14 protein-coding genes are annotated in these 21,597 nt (G+C 59.6%); 7 read left to right on the top strand and 7 right to left on the bottom strand.

What is annotated here, in order from left to right:
- Positions 1-204 precede the first annotated feature (204 nt).
- From PLU72_09655 to PLU72_09635, 5 genes are all read right to left on the bottom strand, one after another.
- Positions 205-894: a hypothetical protein gene (locus PLU72_09655; GenBank protein ID HOT28444.1), complete on the bottom strand. Its 690-nt coding sequence runs from the start codon at positions 892-894 to the stop codon at positions 205-207.
- Positions 895-976: 82 nt separating this feature from the next.
- Positions 977-2,248: an anion transporter gene (locus PLU72_09650; protein ID HOT28443.1), complete on the bottom strand. Its 1,272-nt coding sequence runs from the start codon at positions 2,246-2,248 to the stop codon at positions 977-979.
- 104 nt (positions 2,249-2,352) lie between these two features.
- Positions 2,353-3,639, bottom strand: coding sequence for a Glu/Leu/Phe/Val dehydrogenase (locus tag PLU72_09645; protein HOT28442.1), 1,287 nt, complete (start codon positions 3,637-3,639; stop codon positions 2,353-2,355).
- Positions 3,640-3,815: 176 nt separating this feature from the next.
- Positions 3,816-5,243 carry an NADPH-dependent glutamate synthase gene (gene gltA / locus PLU72_09640; protein HOT28441.1) on the bottom strand — a complete coding sequence of 476 codons (1,428 nt, stop codon included), beginning with the start codon at positions 5,241-5,243 and terminating at the stop codon, positions 3,816-3,818.
- 2 nt (positions 5,244-5,245) lie between these two features.
- On the bottom strand, positions 5,246-6,106 hold the full coding sequence (locus tag PLU72_09635; GenBank protein HOT28440.1) for a sulfide/dihydroorotate dehydrogenase-like FAD/NAD-binding protein: 861 nt from the start codon (positions 6,104-6,106) through the stop codon (positions 5,246-5,248).
- Between the two features lie 300 nt (positions 6,107-6,406).
- Between PLU72_09635 and PLU72_09630 the strand changes: the two genes are divergently transcribed.
- From PLU72_09630 to PLU72_09610, 5 genes are read left to right on the top strand one after another with little or no spacing between them, the layout of a single operon-like run.
- Positions 6,407-7,270: a hypothetical protein gene (locus tag PLU72_09630; GenBank protein ID HOT28439.1), complete on the top strand. Its 864-nt coding sequence runs from the start codon at positions 6,407-6,409 to the stop codon at positions 7,268-7,270.
- 31 nt (positions 7,271-7,301) lie between these two features.
- A complete protein-coding gene (locus tag PLU72_09625) occupies positions 7,302-10,253 on the top strand; it encodes an adenylate/guanylate cyclase domain-containing protein (protein HOT28438.1) in 2,952 nt (983 codons plus the stop codon).
- A complete protein-coding gene (locus tag PLU72_09620; protein HOT28437.1) occupies positions 10,250-13,138 on the top strand; it encodes an adenylate/guanylate cyclase domain-containing protein in 2,889 nt (962 codons plus the stop codon). The genes PLU72_09625 and PLU72_09620 overlap by 4 nt, the downstream gene beginning before the upstream one ends.
- Positions 13,135-14,757, top strand: coding sequence for a gamma-glutamyltransferase (locus PLU72_09615; GenBank protein HOT28436.1), 1,623 nt, complete (start codon positions 13,135-13,137; stop codon positions 14,755-14,757). Before PLU72_09620 ends, PLU72_09615 begins: the two co-directional genes overlap by 4 nt.
- On the top strand, positions 14,741-15,520 hold the full coding sequence (locus PLU72_09610) for a secretin N-terminal domain-containing protein (protein HOT28435.1): 780 nt from the start codon (positions 14,741-14,743) through the stop codon (positions 15,518-15,520). Before PLU72_09615 ends, PLU72_09610 begins: the two co-directional genes overlap by 17 nt.
- A gap of 64 nt (positions 15,521-15,584) precedes the next feature.
- Here the strand turns inward: PLU72_09610 and PLU72_09605 are convergent, their stop codons facing one another.
- On the bottom strand, positions 15,585-17,117 hold the full coding sequence (locus tag PLU72_09605; GenBank protein ID HOT28434.1) for a hypothetical protein: 1,533 nt from the start codon (positions 17,115-17,117) through the stop codon (positions 15,585-15,587).
- Positions 17,118-17,666: 549 nt separating this feature from the next.
- On the opposite strand from PLU72_09605, the gene PLU72_09600 reads away from it, so the two are divergent.
- Positions 17,667-17,813 (top strand): hypothetical protein, encoded by a 147-nt coding sequence (locus PLU72_09600; GenBank protein HOT28433.1) that lies wholly within the window; start codon positions 17,667-17,669, stop codon positions 17,811-17,813.
- Between the two features lie 75 nt (positions 17,814-17,888).
- Here PLU72_09600 and PLU72_09595 read toward each other — a convergent pair whose 3' ends face one another.
- Complete coding sequence (locus PLU72_09595; protein ID HOT28432.1) at positions 17,889-21,194, bottom strand: mechanosensitive ion channel; 3,306 nt, start codon at positions 21,192-21,194, stop codon at positions 17,889-17,891.
- 215 nt (positions 21,195-21,409) lie between these two features.
- Here PLU72_09595 and PLU72_09590 point away from each other — a divergent pair, with 215 nt between their 5' ends.
- Positions 21,410-21,592, top strand: a complete 183-nt coding sequence (locus PLU72_09590) for a twin-arginine translocase TatA/TatE family subunit (protein HOT28431.1) — start codon at positions 21,410-21,412, stop codon at positions 21,590-21,592.
- The last annotated feature ends 5 nt before the right edge of the window (positions 21,593-21,597 follow it).

The following is a 21,597-nucleotide window of genomic DNA, read 5'->3' as shown; positions in this document are numbered from 1 at the left end:
TCGCCCACGTCTTCGAGAGCACGGGCCAGTTCGAGAATCCCCTCGGACATGATGCCGTCGTCATCGGAGATCAGGATTCGGAAAGGCTTCTCGGCGGAAGCGGGAAGAGCGAGCGCAACGAGAAGCAGAAGAACGAACCATCGGGAACGAGACATTCGACACTCCTTTTCCAGATATTGAATTATGTCTGGTATACAAACTCACTCAGTAGGATTCGCCCTTTTGCCCGGTCACGGGCATCGGGGGGGGAGCGTAGACCGGAGCGCCGTTCGCGGACGGTGCGACAGGCTGAACTGCGGCATCCATCGGTGTCGGCGTCGCGGGCTTGGCGAGCCCGGGGGCTGTCGTCACAAGGGCGCGAAGGCGGGTCGCGACGGCGGCGTAGACTTCGGGCGTGAAGGTATGCTTCTCGTGCATCGCGAGTCGGCCGTCGGCGTCGATCGCGATAATATTCGGCACGTTATAGTCGATCCGCATCGACTTTCCGATCGTGCCGTGCCAGTCGGTCAGCACGGGAATCGGGGCTCCGAAGCTTCGCCACTGGTTGAGGACCGTTCCGCGACTGGTCGTCCAGGGAACGTTGACGAGGTTCACGACCCACAGGAGGTGGGCGGCGCCGGTGACGCCGAAATCGCGTTTGAGGGACTCGGCCCATTTCAGGATCTCGTAGCGCTGGTATCTGTGACCGGTGAGGATGATGATCGGCCTGCCCCTCAGATATGTGCTCACCCAGCGCTGGTGGAAGATGTCCTCGATATCGAAAAACGCGAACGGCGCTCCGACGGCGATCTTGTAGTGATCGGCCGTGTGCGCGGCCGCCCGGGAGGGGGCGACGAGCGTGGGAAGACATACGAGCGCAGCGGCCAGAAACAGGGTTTTAACGGTTTTCGACATACGCACCTCTATGTGTGTAGCGACGTTATGGTGCCGGCGACGAAGCGCCGACGCGGTCAGGATACCACAAGACGGGACATTTTCAGTACTGGAGAATTGCGACGAGGATGCCGATTCCCGTCGTCAGGGTCAACAGGGTCGACACGGCGCCGAACTTCGCGTAGGAGACGAAACCGATCTCGCATCTGTCCCGCGCGGACTCGGCGACGATCAGGTTCGCAACGGATCCGAACAGCGTCAGATTCCCGGCGATGGTACTGACGTATGCGAGAAGGCACCAGAACAATTCCTGGGCGGGAAGCTTCCCCACGGCCTGCGAGGCAAGCAAAACGAAGGGAACGTTCGAGAACAGGTTCGATCCCACTAGGGTCACCCCCGAAAACGTCCAGGCCTGCGACGTCAGGTTCCCTGTCAGGAAACCCAGCGCCCAGTTCGTGCCGAGGGCGGTCAGGCCGCTCGTTTTCAGACCGCCGATAACGACGAAAAGAGACGCGAAGAACATCAGCAGGGACCATTCTATACGTTCGAGTATATGTTTCGGGTCCCTCCGGTGGAGGGTGATGACGAGCGCGGCGCCGGCGAGGGCCGAAAACGCCATCGAGTATCCGGCGAAAAAGCCGGCGCACGCGATTCCAAGGGCGAGAAGGCCGATGCTCAGACGCCGCGTGCGCGGAATCTCTTCCTCGAACCGCTTCGAAGGGGCGGCTTCGGGGTTCACGAGGCGTTTTCGATAGTATAACCAGAGCAGGTAGATGTTGATCACCATCGCGATCGTCACGGGCAGAGTCATCAGCATGATGAAGCGGCCGTAGTCCATCTTCGAAACGGTACCGATGATCATGTTCTGCGGGTTTCCCGTGAGCGTGAGCGCCGAGCCGATGTTCGAACTCGTCGCCAGCGCCATCAGGTATGGAAAGGGATTCAGCCGCCGGGCATCGCAGACGGCCAGAACCAGCGGCGTCATCACGACGCAGATCGTGTCGTTCACGAGCAAGGCAGACAGGATGGCCGCCGAGATGGAAACGGTCACCAGAAGTGTGAAGGGGGACCCCATCACCCCGAGACGCCGCGTCAGCCGCTCGAACAGGCCCGCATCACGCAGGTGCTCCGCGACGATCATCATGCCGAGCAGCAGGCAGATCGTATCCCAGTTCACCTGCTGATACGCCTCTTCGGGGGACATCACGCCGAAAAGCACCATGAGAACAGCGCCCAGAAGGGCTCCGGACGGTCGGCCGATCGGCAGAAGCCGCATCTGGCGGAACGAGACGAGGACGAAGGTGAAAGCGAAGATGATGCCCGCGGCCCAGGGGTGCCGCAGGGCCTCGGCAACGTGAACGGTGGTCGGTGTCATGAAACGGAATGATGCCTCGAACGGCGTAGGCGCGCAAGTATTGCGCGCCTACGAAAACATCGGGGGCCGAAGCCCCCGATGTCGTTACGAATGGAACGGTGCGATCACACCCAGCCGCGGAGCTTGCAGGACTTGGCGACGCGCTCGATCGCGATCATGTAGGCGGCCTTGCGCATGTAGACTTTCTTGTCGCGGGCAAGGGCCGAGACGGCCTTGAAGGCGTTGGTCATCTTGGTGTCGAGCTTGGTGAGGACTTCTTCCTTCTCCCAGAAGTAGTTCATGTTGCACTGGACCTGCTCGAAATAGCTGCAGGTGACGCCGCCGGCGTTGCAGAGGAAGTCGGGGATCAGGAAGAGGCCGCTCTTCTCGATGACTTTGTCGGCTTCCTTGGCGGTGGGGCCGTTGGCGGCTTCGGCGAGAATCTTGACGGTGGGCTTGATCTTGCCGACGTTTGCTTCGGTGATCTGGCCTTCCTGGGCGGCCGGAATCAGGACCGTGACGTCCTGCTCGATCCAGGCGCCGCCGTCGAGTTTCTCCCAGCCATAGGCCTTTGCCTTTTCCTGGTTGATTGTGCCGAACTTGTCGACGGAGTCCATGAGCTTCTTGAACTCGATGCCGCTGGCGCAACGATAGGTGTAGGCTTTCTTGTCATGGTTGTCCCAGCAGGCGATGGCTATGACCTTGCCGCCAAGCTGGGTGAACTGGTCAACCGCATACTGGGCGACGTTTCCGGAGCCCTGAATGGAGCAGGTGGACTTCTTGATGTCGATTCCGAGTTCCTTCATGGCTTCGCGGACGGTGTAGATGACGCCGTAGCCGGTGGCTTCGGTGCGGCCGAGGGAGCCGCCGACGCCGACGGGCTTGCCGGTGATGAAGCCGGGGAACTTGCCATTCATGATTCTTTCATACTCATCGAGGATCCAGATCATGTGCTGGCCGGTGGTCATGACGTCGGGGGCCGGTACGTCCTGGACGGGGCCGACGTTGCGGGCGATCTGGCGGGCCCAGCCGCGGCAGATCTGTTCCTGCTCGCGCATCGACAGGTTGTGCGGATCGCAGATGACGCCGCCCTTGCCGCCGCCGAGGGGGATATCGACCACGGAACATTTCCAGGTCATCCACATCGAGAGGGCGCGAATGGTGTCGATGGTTTCCTGCGGATGGAAGCGGATGCCGCCCTTGCACGGGCCGCGCGCGTCGTTGTGCTGGCAGCGGAAGCCACGGAACACCTTGACGGATCCGTCGTCCATGTGGACGGGGATATTGAAATGATATTCCCGGTCGACATTGCGGAGAAGGTCACGGGTTCCCTGGTCGAGCCCCATTTCCTTGGCAGCGTCATCGAACTGTCCCTGGGCCAATTCAAACGCGTTGAACGACTTGTCAGCCATCACCAATTCCTCCAGTTCCTTGATTCCTTGTTGATCGTTCCATTTTTCACGAGAACGACGGACGAATGATAACACCATTACCCGATTCGGTCAAAACATTTTCCCCCGAACGCAAACCCGGGCTCGCAATGGCACGCCATGGCGTGCCGGAGCGAGCCCGGGTTATATATTATGAATTATTTTTTAGGATGGGCCTGGAGGTATTCATGGATCGAGGAAGCCGCCTTCTGGCCGTCCTGCATGGCGAGGATGACCTTCGAGCCGCCGGTGATCAGATCGCCGCCGGCGTATACGTTGGGTCGGCTGGTGGTCATGCGTTCGTCGACGACGACGGTTCCCCATTTCGTCACGCTCAGGCCCGGCGTAGTGGCCTGGATGATCGGATTTGGCGCCTGACCAATGGCCTCGACGAGGGTTTCGACGTCGAGAACGAATTCGGAACCCTTGACGGGAACCGGCTTGCGGCGCCCCGAGGCATCGGGCTCACCCATTTCCATCTTCTGAAGCCTGAGGCCCTTGACCCAGTTCTTGTCGTCCCCCAGCACTTCGAGGGGATTGGTCATGAACATGAACTCGATGCCTTCCTCTTCGGCATGGTGGATTTCCTCGACTCGGGCAGGCATCTCGGCGCGGGTGCGGCGATACACAAGATACGCCTTTTCCGCCCCAAGCCTCATGGCCGTTCTGACGGCATCCATGGCCGTGTTGCCGCCGCCGCATACGGCGACGCGCTTGCCGATTCTGATCGGTGTGTCGGACTCGGGGAATCCGTAGGCCTTCATGAGGTTGACGCGGGTGAGGAACTCATTGGCCGAGTAGACACCACTCAGGCTCTCACCGGGGATGTCGAGGAACTTGGGGGTGCCGGCGCCGGTTCCGAGGAAGATGGCTTCATAGCCCATCTCGTTGCACAGTTCGTCGAGCGTCGCGGTCCTTCCGACGACGAAGTTGAGCACGACCTTGACGCCGAGCGCCTTGATGCGCTCCATCTCGGTGTCTAGGATCGTCTTGGGCAGGCGGAACTCGGGGATACCGTACCGGAGAACGCCTCCGACGGCGTGCAGGGCCTCGAACACCGTCACCTGATACCCGAGCTTGGCGAGTTCGGCGGCGCAGGTCAGTCCGGCGGGGCCGGAACCGACGACCGCGACTTTCCGATCGAGCCGGTTCATGATGACGGGGCTCTTGAACAGGTTGTTCTGCATCTCGTAATCGGCCACGAACCGTTCGAGCTTTCCGATCGACACGGGCTCATGCTTCTTCCCGAGCACGCATTGGGCTTCGCACTGCATTTCCTGAGGGCAGACCCGGCCGCAGACCGCCGGAAGGTAATTCTGTTCGCGGATTTTCTGTACCGCACCGACATAGTCTTTCTCGACGATTTTCGAGATAAAGGCGGGAATATTCACACCGACAGGGCAGCCCTTCACGCACAGGGCATTTTTGCACTCGAGGCAGCGGTTCGCCTCTTCGCGGGCGCGCGTCTCGTCGAAGCCGAAGCAGACTTCCTGGAAGTTGCGACTGCGAGCTTTGGGGTCCTGTTCGAGGGGTTTCTGCCGGGGAAGAGCCATTCGCTGCTGAGGAGTGAGAGTGTTCGCTGACATGGTCATTTGCCTCCGGACATGACGTCGGCCGCTTTCTGCAGCCTGCATTCGTGATCGGACAACGACTTTTTCTCGAGGTCGCCGTAGGTGCGATTGCGCATGATCAGTTCATCGAAATCGACCTGGTGGCCGTCGAATTCGGGGCCGTCGACGCAGGCGAATTTCATCTTTCCACCGACCGTGACGCGGCAGCCGCCGCACATCCCCGTGCCGTCCACCATGAGCGGGTTCAGGCTGACGTAGGTTTTGATACCGTAGGGTTTCGTTACGTTCGAACAGACCTTCATCATCGGGATCGGGCCGACCGCGTAGACGCAGCTGACCTTCGTCCCGCCGTCGATGATCTGCTTGAGGCGGTCGGAGACGAACCCCTTCATTCCCGCGGAGCCGTCGTCGGTTGTAATATAATATTCATTACATATAGACCGCATTTCTCGTTCGAGAATGATCAGGTCCTTGTTACGGGCTCCGACGATGCCGATGACGTGATTGCCGGCATCCCTGAGGGCCTTCGCGATCGGGAAGATTTCGGCCGTGCCGACCCCGCCGCCGATGCAAACGACGGTACCGAAATTCTCGATATGGGTGGGCTCGCCGAGTGGGCCGACGAGATCCGGAATCTCATCGCCGGCATTTTTCGCCGTCAACATCTTCGTCGTCTTTCCGACCGCCTGGACGTACAGCGTGATGGTCCCCTTCACCGGGTCGGAATCGGCGATCGTGATCGGAATGCGCTCACCGCCCTCCATGACGCGCAGCATGACGAAGTTGCCGGCTTTCCGCTTCTTCGCGATCAGGGGGGCCTCGAAGACAAGGCGTGAGATGCCCGCCGCCAGTTGTTCCTTTTCTACGATACGAAACACGTGATGCTCCTTTTTCAAGGGTTGAGTCCCTCGATTTTCGACGGTTTCACCGAACCGGCCGGAATCGAGTCCGGCCGTCGCGGGAAAACTGTAACATAAATCGACCGGAATGTCATTTTCAACCGGTACAGGCGCGGCAACACATCCCCGCGATTTGATGGATACAAATATTTTTTTAATTATTTTTAATTTCCCCCTTGCGCTTCTTAAAACCATACTATATTATTGGTTCGTCGGACGTAATGTCTTAACGGATATTATTTGCTCCAAGATCAAACACTAGAAACAGGAGTACCAAAGATGCCCCGTCGTACCATGTTCGGTTATGAAGACATCCTAAAGGGTTCCTATGCAGTTCTCGAGCGCGAAGGTCTTCCTTCGGTCACTGCCGTCAGCGTTGCCAACGAAGTCGGTTGTTCCACGATGCCGATCTTCTGGATCTTCCGCACCATCAACGACCTCCGCAGCGAAACCATCAAAGCGGCCCTCGAATACCTCGTCACCGAAGCCCGCAAGCCCCGCGGCAACAACATCGTCGGCGACGTCGCCATGGCGATGTGCATTCTCGGCCGCGACAAACCGAACCTGTTCAAGGCTCTGTTCTTCGAGCAGGCCCAGTCCGGCAAGCTGATGACCGTGTTCCACAAATGGCTTCGCGAGCGTGCCCGCAAGTGCCCGATGTTCGCCCCCGCCACGATCCCCGGTGAAGAAAAGTTCCAGGAGATCATGAACGGCATGTTCACTCTGGCGTTCGGCTACGCCTCCCAGATCGTCCTTGGCGCCGTCAAGGGACTGAAGGACGAAGCGATCTTCAAGAACCTCCAGGATCTGTTCGTCCCCTTCTACGCCGAGCACGTCACCCACAAGGGCAAGGGTCTCCTCTCCGCCGACGAGCTTCGCAAGATGGTTCAGAAGCACGCCGCCGAAAAGAAAGCCGCGAAGGACGAGGACGACGCCCCTCTCTTCCCGCAGACCCACAAGCAGGCCGGCAAGAAAGCCGAGAAACCGGCTCCCGTGAAGGCCAAGAAAGCCCCCGCCAAAAAGGCTCCGGCCAAGAAGGCCCCCGCCAAGAAGGCTGCGGCAAAGAAAGCTCCGGCCAAGAAGGCCTCTGCAAAGAAGGCTCCGGCCAAGAAAATGAAGGCGGGACGCCCCGGCCGGAAATGATCTCTTTCCCAGGCAGCCTGTGAGGCCCTGAGTGGCCTCCAGGCTCAAGGCGATCTTCGTTCTTGCCGCTCCTTTTCTTCTGTCGGCCCTGATCCTGGTCATCCTGACCTATACGGAAAGGCATCTTTCCGAGGTTCAGGCCGACAGAATTCGGCAGGAATGGGATCGTCTCGCCCGCCAGGGGCTTCATCGCCTCAGAGCTTCCCAGACAATCGAATCCCAGCTCGAGATGATGGGTGCCCGACTCGAATCCATCATTGTCGAATCAGCGAAGAGATCCCGCCCGGAATCTCTTTTCGATACCCGGGTTGCCGAAACCGCGTTCACCAGAGCGTATCCGCCGCTTCACAGGCCGGCGGGTACGCTTCTCGTCTCTTTCGGTGTCGCTTCCGACGGTCGATTCATCCCCTTCCCTCATAAAACGCTGCCCCGGATGAAAGGGAAGCTCCTCGCCGATCTGATGGATTTCTACCGCGAAACGTCCGAATCCGGCATCGTCGATCCGAAACGCCAGAAGGCCGTTTCCTCCAAGAATTCCCTGATCTTCGGTCCGTGGTCGCCTCCCCGGCTGATCGCCGGCCGCGAAGGACGAATCACCCCGGTGCGCTACGAAGAAACCGACGGCATGATGACGTGGCGCACCATCAACTACGGCAAAAACGTCATCGGAGGCGTCATGATTGTCTGGCCTCACCGCATGCCGAAGGCGACGTTCCCTCTCCGATACGCCCTCGAGCGTGCCGCCCGCCTTTCCGATAGGAGGTATTATCCCCTCCTAGCTCCGGTCTCAGGGGTAGGACACTCCCTGAAGCCTCTTTTGCCGCACGCGACGCGCCGGTTCGCACGGACACACCCTCGATCGTTCCGCCGCCTCGTCGACTCGATTCCGCGGATGAAACGGGGAAAAACTCTCATCTCCGGCGATTTTCTGGTATTCAGGGAGTATTTTTCCACCGAATATCCGTACGATATGGTTGCGATCGCCCCCGTTCCGAAGATTCGAACACAGGCCGCCGGTCTCCTGACGGGATATCGCAGTCTTTTCATTTGCTTCTGGGGCTTCGTTTTCGGCTATATCTGCATTTCGGGAAGACCGCCCCCGGTCTCTCTCAGGACGATGTTCCGGACCCTCTTCCTGCTCGTCGCATCGCTGCCGCTCGGCATGCTCGTCACCTTCGGGTATCTCCAGATTTCATCCGAAACACAGCGCGCCATCGACGCCGTCGAAACGTCCGCCGTGGATACCCTCAACTCGCTGGACATCCAGAGCAGGCAAAGCCTGCCGAAATTCGCCCAGTGCGCCCAAAAGGTTTTTTCGTCCCCCGCCTTCATCCGGAACATTCTTGGAACCCCTTCCGATGAGGGGGCGGGGCCTTCGGGACACTCCACGGCCGACCCAGCCGCACAGGCGGCATCCGATGGTTTTGCAACCTTTCGGGCTTCCGGCGAGCCCCTGGAAAACCTGCTGATATTCAGGCCGGGGAAAAAAAGCCGGGCCTTTTCCCGCGGCGGCATCGAGAGCAGTTCCGACGAAACCCTAGACTTTTTCGCAGGTATTATCAATTTGACGCACAATTCGCTCATCTCCGGTCTTGGAACTCTTTCCCATTCGGAGATCATGCTCGATACCGAAAATCAAAAGAACTGGCGCACCATCTTCGAAAGTTTCGGCATACTCGCCTTCAACAGCCTCTTTTACAATCTCATGGAATACGGGCAGATGAGTTCTGCAGGCTCCGAGGATATCAGTCTGCACGTGTCGCAGGTTTTCTTCGATGCGGGCAGGCCGAGCGCTTACGTGTTGTTTCACTCCTCGACGCGGACAACTCAGAAAAATTTCCTGGTACGCGAACTCAGCCGCCTCAATCTCAGGCATCCTGCCCGGCACGCATGCGGCACAGTGACGCCCGGCGGGGCAACGGCGGAGTATCCTTCGCCGGATTCAGGATACTGGAACACGTCCGACGGAAAGATGCTGCAGGAATGCATGGATCATTCAGCCATTTCCGACACGCCGGTCATCCTCCGCCGAGGCAATCTGCTCGCCGTGGCAGCGCCCTGCCGGACCCTCGGGCCGATGGTCACCGGAAGCATTTTTCAGCTCGACGGCCTCTTCGAAGCCGATGCCCGCAGCAAGAGACTTTTGTTGCTCTTCGCACTCACTCTCGGCATCATCGCGTTCATTCTCGGCCGTCTGACGGCCGATTATCTCGTGACGCCGCTGGAAGCCGTCGAACGCACGCTCAGGATCGTATCGACCGGCGACCTGGCCGGGCGCGTCGGAATGGCGCGGGCTGATGAGATCGGGCGGATGACCGCCTCGTTCGACGCGATGATTGCCGGTCTTCGCGAGCGGCGTGAACTCGGCAAATTTGTATCAGGCGCTATTGATTCAGCCCTCGCTGCCAGGGGCATCGAGAAACCGCTCGCCCAGTCGGTCAGGGGAACCGTTCTGGTCTCGGACATACGCTCGTTCACGACGATGTCCGAATCCCACCCTCCTGCCGACATCGTCGCCCTGCTGAATACCCACATGGAAGCGATGACGGCCGCCATCGCGAGGCACGGCGGGCAGATCGACCGTTTCATCGGTGACGCCGTCGTCGCCGTCTTCCTGACGACGGATCAGAATTCCGGGGCTTCCCCCGCCGTTGCGGCGGCCATCGAGATGAACGAGGCAACCCGAGCGATCAATCGTCAGCGGGCGGAGGCCGGCGCATTCACCTACGGGATCGGAATCGGGATCGCGAGCGGCGATCTGATGGCGGGCACCCTCGACGGCGCGCGGCGGCGCGATTTCATCGTGATCGGCGAGCCGAGAAGCCGTGCGGAGGTTCTCGAAAACCGGTCGAAGACGGGCCGTCACACCCGAATCATCCTCGACCGGACCACAGCCGCTCTGGTCGACACGGAATATCTCTTCGAGGAACTCCCCGATGAGGGCGCAGCAGAGCTGGTCGAGGCGAGGAGGACCGGAGCATGACAAGTCGGCTCGCACGGTTCGTTCTCTTCGTCATTTTGTTTCTCCTGCCTGCGCTCGCATACGTTCTCTCCGTCCGATACAACCATCAGATCCGGGAGGACGGGAACGCCGAAGAGGCGCGCACCTATATCAGATGGAATATCGACGGTTCCGCCGGAGGGTTTTCCAATTCCAGCCAGTTGAGCAGAACCGTCGCCCGACTCCTTGCGGCCGCGCTCGACGGGAAGCCTCCGGCGCTGTTTTCGAACGACCAGTTGAAGGACCGTTTCTCCGCGGCCCATGCGAGTTGCGCCGTCCCGGTCCTGCCTCCACACGAGTGCTATGTGGTCAGGGTCGGCACGGCGCCGATCCGCATTTTTACATCGGCACACGGCGGCGTCTTCGATCCCGTCGCGGACGAGTTCGCGCAGATCGATCATTACAAGGAATGCGGTATCCCGCTCGACGGGGCGGCCGCCGGCATGACCGAGCACCTTCGCACGTATCTCCACGAACGCCTCGGCCTGATCATTCCGATCGAACCGATCAAGGTCCTTCGTGACAACGGCTTCTATTTGCGAACGGCCTCCGCCACCCACGTCCTGTTTCACTCTCGCGCCGCCTCTGATCTGATCGTCATTTTCTGGATGACGCTCGGCCCCGACGCCTCCGCCCACCTTCCCGCCCTCCTCGTCGGCAACTGGGATTTTCCGGGAGATTACGCCCTGATGCTTCCTCTCGCGTCCGGTCTGCCGGTTCTGTCGAACCCCCTTTTGAAAGCCCACCCGGCTCTCCAACGCTCTCTCATCGGAAACCCGCGGTTCAGGTCTCCGCAGTTCGATTCGTCCCGAGTCGGTCCCTATATCGTCTGCGCGGCCCCCCCCGACTCGATCCCGGGATATCGCCTGCTCGTCTGCCGCAGGCTTGCGAGCGATGATCCATGGCCGTTTTCCAGGGTCTGCATTCTCGGGTTCCTGATCTTTCTCGCTTCAACAGGCATCTTCGTCGCGGGCGAGCGCATTGTCTTCGAGCGCGGCCCCGCGCTCACCGTCCGCCGACTCCTTCCCGGCGCCTTCCTCGCGGTCGCCCTTCTTCCCCTGACCGGCGCCGGCGTGATGATCAACCGGTATATGTTCGAATCGGAAATGGGGCAGAAAACGGCACTCCAGCGGGATCTCCATGACGAACTCGTCGACATCGACGAAGGGGAACGGGCGCACATCGCCTCCTTCTCGAACTATCTTCGGTCGTTGAAGCACCGCGTCCAGTTCGACAGATTCGCCGGCATCCCTGACGATCCTGACGATATCGAAAACTATTTTTTACGATTTCTCCGCGAGTTCAACGTTCTCAACGATTGGGTCGTGAATACCATTCTCGTCGTCGCCTCCGACGGCAGGAATTACAGCCTGAAATCCATTTTTTCAGACGTTGCCCCGCCGCAGATCATTTCGACGATCGAAGATAACCCGCTCGTCCGGTACATGCTCCTTCGGGGGCTCCACGCTCTCGGCGTTCAAACGATCCTGGAAAACCGGAAATCCGAAGGCGCCGCACTTGCAGAAGCCGTCAAACAGGAAACCTTCCAGGATATCCTCATGAACCTCGCCGGTCTTTCGACCTACGTTAGCGTCGCCTTCCAGACGGACCGGCTGTTCGAAATCAAGTTTCTTCACGAGTCCAACTTTTCCCTCGACACGCAAATGACATTCGCTCCCGGCCTCACGATCAATCTCACCTGGGTGTGGGGCTGTCGCGCGCTCGACAAGCCGTATCTGCGCGACCTGTTCGAACGATCGACCCACGCCCCGTCTAGCGACCGAACCGTGGTCATGAGCGGCCTGAAATTCGAGCGTACGATTTCCCCCCCGTCGTTCGCCGATGAACGCGACAGATTCGGAAGCCTTCACGAGCTTCTGAACACCGGCTTCCAGACGCAGCAGAGCATCAGGCGGATCACCAGCGACCCGGGGCATCCCGTCCAGGAGGTGTATCCCGCGCGACATCTGCGAGGTGTGATCGCCGGCCAGCGTTCCACGGCACCGATCGAGGAGAACATCGAACGTCTCGGCCGGAACGCGACAATCGGTCTCGCGGTAGTCGTCGCTGGAGCCGTTTTTCTCGGGGTTCTGGCCGGCGTCTTCTTCCTTCTGCCGCTTTCCGAGCTCCAGCGGGGCATCACCGCGATCTCGGACGGAACATTCGCGGTCCGGCTCGACACCTCGAGATGCGACGAGTTCGGGTCGATCGCGACGGCGTTCAATCATATGGCCAAAGGCCTTCAGGAAGGTCTGCTTCTGAAGTCGTTCGTCTCCGACTCCGTCCTCGAAGTCATCAGAAGCGGCGATGCGAAACGAACACCCCGTTCATGCGATGTGACGATCCTCTTTTCGAGCTTCGTCGGGTTCGAGGAGTTCGCCACCACCCATGGCGCTGCCGAGGTGTTTTCCGTTCTCCAGGCGCATCTGAGCGTCATCGACGCCCTGGTCACACGCCACGGCGGAGAGATCGACAAAATCATCATCGACAAGGTGATGCTCGTGTTCAGGCACGACGAGATGGGCGGCGGCGCTGCGGCGGTGGCGGCCGCTCTGAATGTCGCCCGCGACGTCGGGCCCGAGCTGGCCAAAACAGGTATACTGCTTGATACGGCAATCGGTATGAATACCGGCTCCGTTCTCTCGGGCGTCATCGGTGCGGGGGAACGGCTCGATCACACCGTCATCGGTGATCCCGTCAATCTTGCCGCCCGCCTCTCCGTGCTCGCCCACACGACCGGAGGCCACCGGATCGTTCTGGCACGATCGGTTCGCGATCTCGCACCACACGGAACCAAGACACGGAAGCTTCCGTTCAAGGAAGTGAAGGGAAAAACCCAGAAAATCGAGGCATATGAACTCATATGAAACGCCTTTCTCCAGCGCTTCTCCTCTTTTTCTTCCTCGCAGCCTGCGATCTTCTGGCAGCGAGAGAATTTCTCGCGACTGGGCATCACGGAGCCGTATCGACGGGCCACGAACTGGCGTCTCGCGCCGCTCTCGAGATGCTCGCCCGCGGCGGCAACGCCGTCGATGCCGCTGTCGCCGCAGGATTCATGCTTTCCGTCGTCGACCCCTCGAACTCCGGCATCGGCGGTGACGGCTTCGCCGTCCTGAAACTGCCCGGAGGAAAATACGAATCGTGGGATGCCTCGAGCAGGAAGCCCGCCGCCGGCCTGAACGGAATATCGACGATCGGGATGCCGGCCGAACCGGCACTCCTGCTTGGCATGCTTCGAAGATACGGATCGAAGTCCCCGGCAGAGGTGCTGGCCCCGGCGATATCGGCATCGCACGACGGTTTTCCAGTGTCCGCGTATCTCGAGAGAAGAATCGAGGAAAAACTCCGGCTGTTCCGGGATCCCCAGGCCCAGAAAACCTTCGCCCCCGAGGGCAGGCCCCTTCGCGCGGGAGAAATCCTTCGCCAGCCGGCGCTGGCAGTCACCCTCGAACGTCTGGCGTCCCACGGTGCATCCGACCTCTATTCCGGCGCCCTTTCCCGCCTCCTGCTGTCGGACTTGTCATCGCGCGGTTCGTTATACACTATTCATGATATATCAAGCTTCGAGCCCCGCGTATCTCAGCCGGTCTCCATCACCGTGGGGTCATACACGCTCATCGGACCTCCCCCGCCCTGCTCGTCGATCGCCGTCATGTCAGGCGTCAGGACGATTTTCGAAGCCGAGCGACAGTCAGGTTCCCGGCTTGCCCCCGGCGACCGGCTCCTCCTGCTCGAACGACTTTTGAGCCGTATGACAGGCTCCCTCGCCGATTCCGTCGGTTCTCCCGGGCGTTTCCTTCGTGCCCCGAGCAGGACTCCCCTACCTCGTCCAGTGGAAGACGACGTTCCGTCCTCCACCACCGCAAACGAGGCCCCGGGGGAAACGACACATCTCGTCGTCTGGGACAGTCACGGCATGATCGTCTCCATGACGCTCACCCTCGGAACCCATTTCGGCACGGGCGAGTATTCCCCGCTCGGCTTTTTTTACAACAATGAACTCGCCAATTTCGGGAAATCGTATTTCACCTATCCCGCGGGATATCCGAGAAATGCCGGGCCGATCTCGACGAAGTCGCCCCTGATCGTTCTTCGCGGAAGCAAGCCGGTTCTCGCGATCGGCGGCGCCGGCGCGGGACGGATCGTTTCCAATCTCGTCCTGATCCTCGATGCCCTCCTGCACGGGGAAAAAAACCTCCAGGAAGCGGTCATGTCGCCGCGATATCACATTTCGGACCGGCGAAGGCTGCTCGTCGAGTGGTCGCCCGCTCCCCTGGAGCCATCCATCGCCTCCGCCTTCCCTTCGTATGCCATCAAACCGGCCGGCTCGGACTTTTTCGGGCTCGTTTCGGCCGTCGGCGTCGCCTCTTCGGGATTCATCGCGGTCGGTGATTACCGCCGCGACGGCTCTGCCGGGGCGATCGATGCCATTCCGTCCGACATCACGAGCCCCGAAGGGAGGAACGACATTGATATCAAACAATAGATATATATTATTTATTATTGCTTTTCTCCTGTTCTGCACGACGGCAGAATCCGCGACGCGCGTCGTCCGTATCCGCACGCGCAGCGCCGATGAAGTCTGCGACACGCTCCGGCAGATGTTCGGTGAACGGATGCGATTCGCATCGGTCTCTTCGATCAATGCCGTCGTCATCGGTGCCGATACCGATGACGAGGTGAACGAAGCAGCCGTGCTCCTGTCTCAGCTCGACAGGAGACCGGCAACATTCCGTTTCACGGTGAAGCGTCGTGAGCGCGGAACGACGACGACGCGTGAGTTCCGCGTCTCCACCCGGCGTGGAGGAACGGGGCGGTTCGAAACAAGGCAGGACGGAAACACCCTTTCAGAAACGCGGACGGTCACCGGCATGGAGGGGGGCTGGCATCTCATCGCCGACGACCTGCTGCGTCTCGAATCAATGAATACGCCGTGGGGGCCCGAGACGGCTGTCATACGCCATCGTCAGGGCGTCGAGATCAAGGGCATTCGCGCATCCGCAAGCGGGACCGCGATCATCGAAGTCAGGGCCGCAAGCGGGCCGGAAAACCGGACATCGACCATCCTGAGCAGGCTCGAGGTCCCGTTCAGCAGATGGATTTCCCTCGGCGGCACGACCGGAGACGGGGCCGGCGCCGGCGTAAGCGCCGCCATCGGAAACGATGGAAGGATATCGAACCGGAAGACGTCAGGAACGTTCCTCGACGATTGGGAACTTCAGGTCGACCTCCTGGACCCGGGCGAATAATCTCGGAAGCCTTTTTCCAAAAAGAGCCCGCCGATACCGGCGGGCTCTTTTTCGGGCATTCGGGTCAGAAGGAAACGTCCGAGCCGTTGTCGGCGGGCGGAACATCACCGCTGTCATCCGGTGGCGGAGGTGGAGGGGGCTCCTCGCCGCCATGCAGATCGGCGGGAGACTGTTCGCTCCCATCGGACGGCGAGGCGACTTCACTGCCATCTTCAGGTGGGGGCGGAGGCGGAACCTCGCTCTCGTCTGCCGGTGGAGGCGGAGGCGGAATTTCTTCATCCGAGGGCGGGGGGGGTGGGACCTCGTCGTTTTCATCGGAGGGAGGCGGCGGCGGTTCCTCGGACGTGTCGGGAGGCAATCCGGTGTCAGGAACGAGAGTTCCCTCTTCACCCGGCGGCGGCGGCGGAATTTCTTCGACAGGAGGGCTCGACGGGGCCTGATCGCCGTATTCCGGGAGTTCGCTCGGCTGCGCCGCGCCGGAAGGAAGCGTCGCGTCTTCCGCGGGGATGCTCAGGTCGCCGCCCATCGCTTCGATTTTCGGAAGGCTGAGACTTTCGAAGATCTTTTCGCGGATTGTCGAGTAGTGCTTCATCAACTGGAGAGAGCTGTGATAGAAGTTGATGACGACAAGCTTCTGCCCCATCGGGATGATTATCATATGCGTGTAGAGCGTCTTTCCGTTCTTCACGAACCGGAACAGAATATGGCCGATATCGACGCCGGCAATGTCGGTGCGCCACTGGTCATACAGCTTCGGCTTGAAGGGCATGATGCTGCGCTTGATTTCGGCTGCCACCTGTTTCAGCGTCTGCGGGGTGGAATACGTCGCCGCCTGGATATGGATCAGCAGCTTGCCGTCGAGGCCTGAAATGGAATACAGAATCGACGGGCTGACCTTGTCGCGGATATTGACGTATTCCGGCACTTTCAAGCTGACCCCGAACGCGTCACTCCTGAGCTGCCGGTAGCGCATGTCCTCGTCGTAGAAGGGCCTGAGTTGGCGGAGGTAATCATCGATCTTCACGTTTGCGAGGGCGGCCTTGAAGGTTTCGGAATACCGCTTCCCGTTCAGGGCGTAGTCATACACGATCCAGCGCTCGCCGAAGAACCGGCAGTAGACGACGAACTCGAACGTCCCCTTCGTCGTGCGGAGTTGGACGTTCACCTTGCACTGCGTCTTGCCGCGGAATCGGGGATTGGAATAGTTGAACTTCGCATCCTTCGCCAGCCTGTACATGATTTTCGCCAGGAACCGAAACTCGTTTCTCTGCGACTGGAGCTGGTAGGAATACAACTCGCCATACTCGGAGGGATTCATGTATCTGAGCTTCTTCGAGTCGAACATGAGAGCCAGAAACGTCTTCACGTCGAAGTTCGCCAGGCACTTGTCGAACTCGCCCGCCATCATCCCTCCGACGAACTCGTAGATCATCGGAACCGGCGAAGGGAGTTCCTGTCCCGCCCCCGGAGGTTCGGGAATATCGTCAGCCAGGGTGCTGAGATCGTCTATCTGCTGCGCCTGAAGCGCGCTCGGAAATCCGGCACCGAACACCATCAGCAAAGCAAGAAAAAGCGATAAAAGTCTCGATGTACGCATGGTTTGAGAGTATCCCACCTTCTCATCGATTGTCAACGATCCCCTTCCGCCTCGGATTGCCCGCCGCATGTTGAATTTCGATGGAAACAACTGTATGTTCTCTTTATGCAACGTATCCTCGTCCTCCTTATTGCGCTGGGCCTGCTGATTCCGTCCGCGGGGTTCGCTGGGCCCGCCGTTCCCTTCTCCGGGAACCCGTTCGCGAAGCCATCGTTCAAGAACGAGTCTTCAGGCACGGTTTCGGCCCTTCCCGTGCAGAAAGGCGAGAATACCGGTTTTATCCGCCCGGAATGGCGACACTCAGCTCTTAAATGCCTTTCATCCGGTGATTTCCAGCCATCTCCAGTCATACCACCCACCACCGGAAGAATCTTTCCTGAACGTTCCGGTTTTCCCTGGCTCTTTATTCATGGTCTGCCGCCCGAGTGCGGCATGACTGTCGTCAGGCTCGCTCGCGCGGATCATTGATCGCCCTGTCATCACCACAGTTTCCCGACACGTTTCGAATGGTTCTTGTCGTATGACAGATATAGAAAGGAAACAACGATCATGGCATCCGAAAAAAACAACTCGACTTCCGAAACAAAAACTCCCTTCGAATCGCAGGATAATGTCGTCACTTCGATCATCGTCAAGACGGTTGCAACCGTGGTGGTCGGATTAATCGCCTGGTATTTCCTGCAGAACATGATTTGATCGTATCCTTCGCGAAAACGGCAGGCCGGTCGCATGCGACCGGCCTGCTTTGTCTCCGTTGGGCGGAGCGACGAATCAGTCGTTCTGTTTTTCGCGTCCTCCGATGTATTTGAGCAGCTCCGGATCGGCCTTGAGCGTGACGACCTGCTGCGGAAACGGAATCTGTATCCCGGCCAGGTCGAAGGCTTCCTTGATCTTCTTGCGGAAGATGCGGGACACCTGCCACTGCGTGAGAGGCCGCGTCTTGACGAGCATTCTCAGGACGATCGCGGAGTTGTCGAGGTTCTCGACCCCCAGGACTTCCGGTCTTCCCCAGATGTCGGCCGAAAGCGCCGGATCGGCAGCGAGTTCGTCGCCGACCTTCTGCAGGATCCCGAAGGCCTTGTCGAGGTCCGTCTCATACGCAACGCCGATGTCGAGAACGGCTCTCGACCAGGCGTAGGTCATGTTCTTCACCGAGGTGATCTCGCCGTTCGGAATGATGAAGACGCTTCCGTCGGTCGCCCGGAGGACCGTCGTCTTCAAATTGATCCGTTCCACGACGCCTGACCGGCCGCCGATCTCGATGACATCCCCCACCCTGAACTGATTCTCGACGAGGATGAAAAATCCCGCGAAAAAGTCCTTTACCAGGCTCTGACTGCCGAAGCCGATCGCCACGCCGACGATTCCGGCGCCGGTCAGCAGCGGGGTGATGTCCATTCCAAGCTCTCGCAGGATCATGATGCCACCGATGCAGAAGAGGACCACCCGGGCGCTCGTGTTGAGAATCTGCACCAGCGTCGACGCGCGTCGCTCATTCTCTGTCAGGCTCGATCGCGACTCGTTTTTGACATACTCGATGACGCTCTCCCCGAGCGTCTGGACAAATTTGAGAACGAGAAGAATCGCCGCTATTATTATAATAATACGTATTATTCTTGCGACGAGCCAGTCGCTCTGGCCGACGAACCAGTTGACGACAAGCCGCACCGCGAAGGAATCCGTCGTGATGCCAACGAACGATGCCGCGGCGAGAACGGCGACGAGGTAGACGAACAGCCTGATGGTCTTTTTCCCGAGGAAGAGGAGAAACTGGGCCCGCTCCCGTCCCACATACGCCGCCGCGGCTCCGTTGTCGGGATCGAACAGGATCACCGACAATCGTTCCGCCATCGGCTTTCCGACGGCGACGAGCATGATGATGCCGAACGCTTCGAGGTTGCGCCTGAAGACGAACAGGGCGAGATTCTCATAGCCGTACAAGGCCGTCAGCAGGCAGACGAAGTTGAGCACCGAAATGAACTTGTAGGCGAGAACCGTCAGCCGCAGCAGTCTCGAGTCCGGTTTGAGGTCGAAGTGATACTGCATCAGACCATAGAAGGCGTTGGCGCCTTTGATGACGGAGACGAACGGCCAGACGAGTGCGATCTTGCAGACCAGGCCGACGACGAAAACAATCTCTGGGTATACATCGAACCAACGAAGCAGGGCGATCGGCGGAATGCCGAGAAGAAGAATGCCGGTTATTCTGGAAAAGGCGATCCGCAGGATGTGCTTCTCCGGCAAGAACCTGAGCAGAACCTGTTCGGCGAATCTCCCGACGAGAATCGCGCCGAGCAGAACGGCCGGAACGATTCCGAGAACGATCAAGGGCTCAATCTGGCCTCCAAGAGCGACGAGGATCGCCACCGCCGCCAGTGCATGCCTGTTCCGTTTCAGCCACTGGAGGAGGGTGTGCCGTTCGTCGCAGGAAGGCAGGTCGCCGCGCATCCGGCCGAGGACCCAGCATGCCCCGATGCCGATGATGAGGGTGAACAGTATCTGGGCGAGAAGGCCGATGCTGAGCAGGCCGGACAGGACGGCCAGTTTCGACGAGAGAGCCGCTGGGAGTGCGGAAAGATCGCGCAGAACGGTTTTCCAGATGGTGGGGCGAGGTCTGAATTTGAGTCTTGCGAACAGGTTGCGTTCCATCTCCGACTCGATGGCCCTCTGGACGATCTGTTTGGCGGAGAATGCGCTTTTGATCAGGGAATCGTAAAGGGATATCTGCTCGCCCAATGTCTGAACAGCGGCCTGGATCTGGGCCAGTTGCAGTTTTTTGTATCTGATCTCCTCTTTTTTTGCGGAATCGGGCTTTTCGGCAAGGAAACGGTCAATCATGAGGCGTGTCGATGTCATCAGCTCGAGGCGCTTCTCGACCAGCCGCTTTTCATTCTGGTATTCGATCAGGGAATACTCGATCCGCGGAATCCATTCTTTCATGCCGACGGCAAGCACCTGCCCCGACGCGACCTCCCCCGCCGCCGCTCCGGCTTCGATCTCCTCGAACTGGGCGATGTCCTGGGCGCTCTTCCCGCGAAGTTCGTGATACCTGGCCTGCTCGGTCAGGGCGTCCTTCTGCGAAAGGAGATGATCTCGCCTAGCGACCAGCTCTGCCTTCAACGAAATACTCGTCGAGCTGGCCGTCTTGTCGGATACGAGGTCTTTATCTATATTTTCGAGTTTATCATCAACGGTTTCGATCTCCCGTCTCGCCGCGTCGGCGGCTGCTTTCGCCTGCTGAGCCACCGATTCCAGGTTCATCCGTCGGATGGACTCTTCCAACTTCCGGATGACGGTTGCGATCTTCTCGTTGAACTCCTGATACAGCGATTCCGCGGATTTTCCGGCCTGGATCTGCATTTCGAGGAGATCACGGCGCTTCGCGATGCCGTCGAGAATGACGGTCAGCAGGCCTTCGAAAGCCTTCCGGGCCTCGATCAACTCCGAAATCGCATCCTTCTTGCGTTGACGGAGATCCGTGGCGGGAGCCTGCTCTTCGCTATGGTCGAGAATGGCCCGACGCTTTTCGAGCACCGCTCTCAGCCGGACGGACTCGGCCAGTTCCTCCTGCGATGCGTCGTATTCCTTGTTCAGGCGCTGGTGCTCAGCCTCGAGGGCGGCCAGTCGCGACAGCATGATGCTTGCGCGCGATTGCATCAGCTTCTGATCGAGGCGGGCCGATTCGAGCCGGTTTTTCGCGACGTTCCGGTCGCCGGTTTCCGCATGAGATCGGAGCATCCCTTCCAGAACGCCTCGTTCCGCCTCGAGATCGATCAGTTCGTCCGCCTCGAGCGTGACCGAAGCGACCTGGGATGCACGGAGTTTCGCGCGGTCAATACGCATTCCGACGGCAATCGCCGTGAGCTGATATGTGGACAGTTCCCGGTCCGCGAGTTCCTGTGCCTCGGTTGCGAGGACAACGGATTCGGAAGCGACGGCCGCGACGACGACTTCCCGGTCGGGCGAACCGGCGGCGGGTGTTCCCGAGGCGGGGTCCGCAACAACGGCTGTTGGCGCGACGCTCCAGCCGATGATCCAGAACACCGTCAGCAAGAGTGCAAACGGGAAACGTCGCATGTCGAATCTCCTCCGTCATGATGAATCGCTTTGCTTCGCACGAAGCATACAACCGGGTGTCGCGCCTGGTTCCGCGGCAAGGTCCGCCGCCGGCGGGGCCGGCGGCCTCCCTTGTATGAGTCGGGCGACCATGTTACAATGCGCTGTACTGCCTTGCAAGAGCTTTTCCCGGCATCCGCACGCGAGCCTCGCGGCGGCGCGAGAAGGAGAAATATATGGGTCTCAATTTATCGGAGCTGATCGTCATCCTCATCATCATCCTCATTCTGTTCGGTCCCGGAAAGCTTCCCGAGATCGGCAAGGCGATCGGCAGGGGTATACGTGAATTTAAGAAGGCCCAGAGCGGACTAACGGATGACGAGGACAAATCTGAAAACGATAAAGACAAAAAGGCGTAACATCG

The organism is Candidatus Ozemobacteraceae bacterium (assembly GCA_035373905.1).
Classification (GTDB): Bacteria; Muiribacteriota; Ozemobacteria; order Ozemobacterales; family Ozemobacteraceae; genus MWAR01.
The sequence above is the reverse complement of the archived record's forward strand: the minus strand, read 5'-3'. Positions and strand labels throughout refer to the sequence as shown.

Excerpts from the sequence above, each read along its gene's own strand:
- PLU72_09655 (HOT28444.1), bottom strand. The coding sequence starts at position 894 with ATGTCGAAAACCGTTAAAACCCTGTTTCTGGCCGCTGCGCTCGTATGT.
- PLU72_09650 (HOT28443.1), bottom strand. The coding sequence starts at position 2,248 with ATGACACCGACCACCGTTCACGTTGCCGAGGCCCTGCGGCACCCCTGG.
- PLU72_09645 (HOT28442.1), bottom strand. The coding sequence starts at position 3,639 with ATGGCTGACAAGTCGTTCAACGCGTTTGAATTGGCCCAGGGACAGTTC.
- gltA (HOT28441.1), bottom strand. The coding sequence starts at position 5,243 with ATGTCAGCGAACACTCTCACTCCTCAGCAGCGAATGGCTCTTCCCCGG.
- PLU72_09630 (HOT28439.1), top strand. The coding sequence starts at position 6,407 with ATGCCCCGTCGTACCATGTTCGGTTATGAAGACATCCTAAAGGGTTCC.
- PLU72_09620 (HOT28437.1), top strand. The coding sequence starts at position 10,250 with ATGACAAGTCGGCTCGCACGGTTCGTTCTCTTCGTCATTTTGTTTCTC.
- PLU72_09615 (HOT28436.1), top strand. The coding sequence starts at position 13,135 with ATGAAACGCCTTTCTCCAGCGCTTCTCCTCTTTTTCTTCCTCGCAGCC.
- PLU72_09605 (HOT28434.1), bottom strand. The coding sequence starts at position 17,117 with ATGCGTACATCGAGACTTTTATCGCTTTTTCTTGCTTTGCTGATGGTG.
- PLU72_09600 (HOT28433.1), top strand. The coding sequence starts at position 17,667 with ATGGCATCCGAAAAAAACAACTCGACTTCCGAAACAAAAACTCCCTTC.
- PLU72_09595 (HOT28432.1), bottom strand. The coding sequence starts at position 21,194 with ATGCGACGTTTCCCGTTTGCACTCTTGCTGACGGTGTTCTGGATCATC.
- PLU72_09590 (HOT28431.1), top strand. The coding sequence starts at position 21,410 with ATGGGTCTCAATTTATCGGAGCTGATCGTCATCCTCATCATCATCCTC.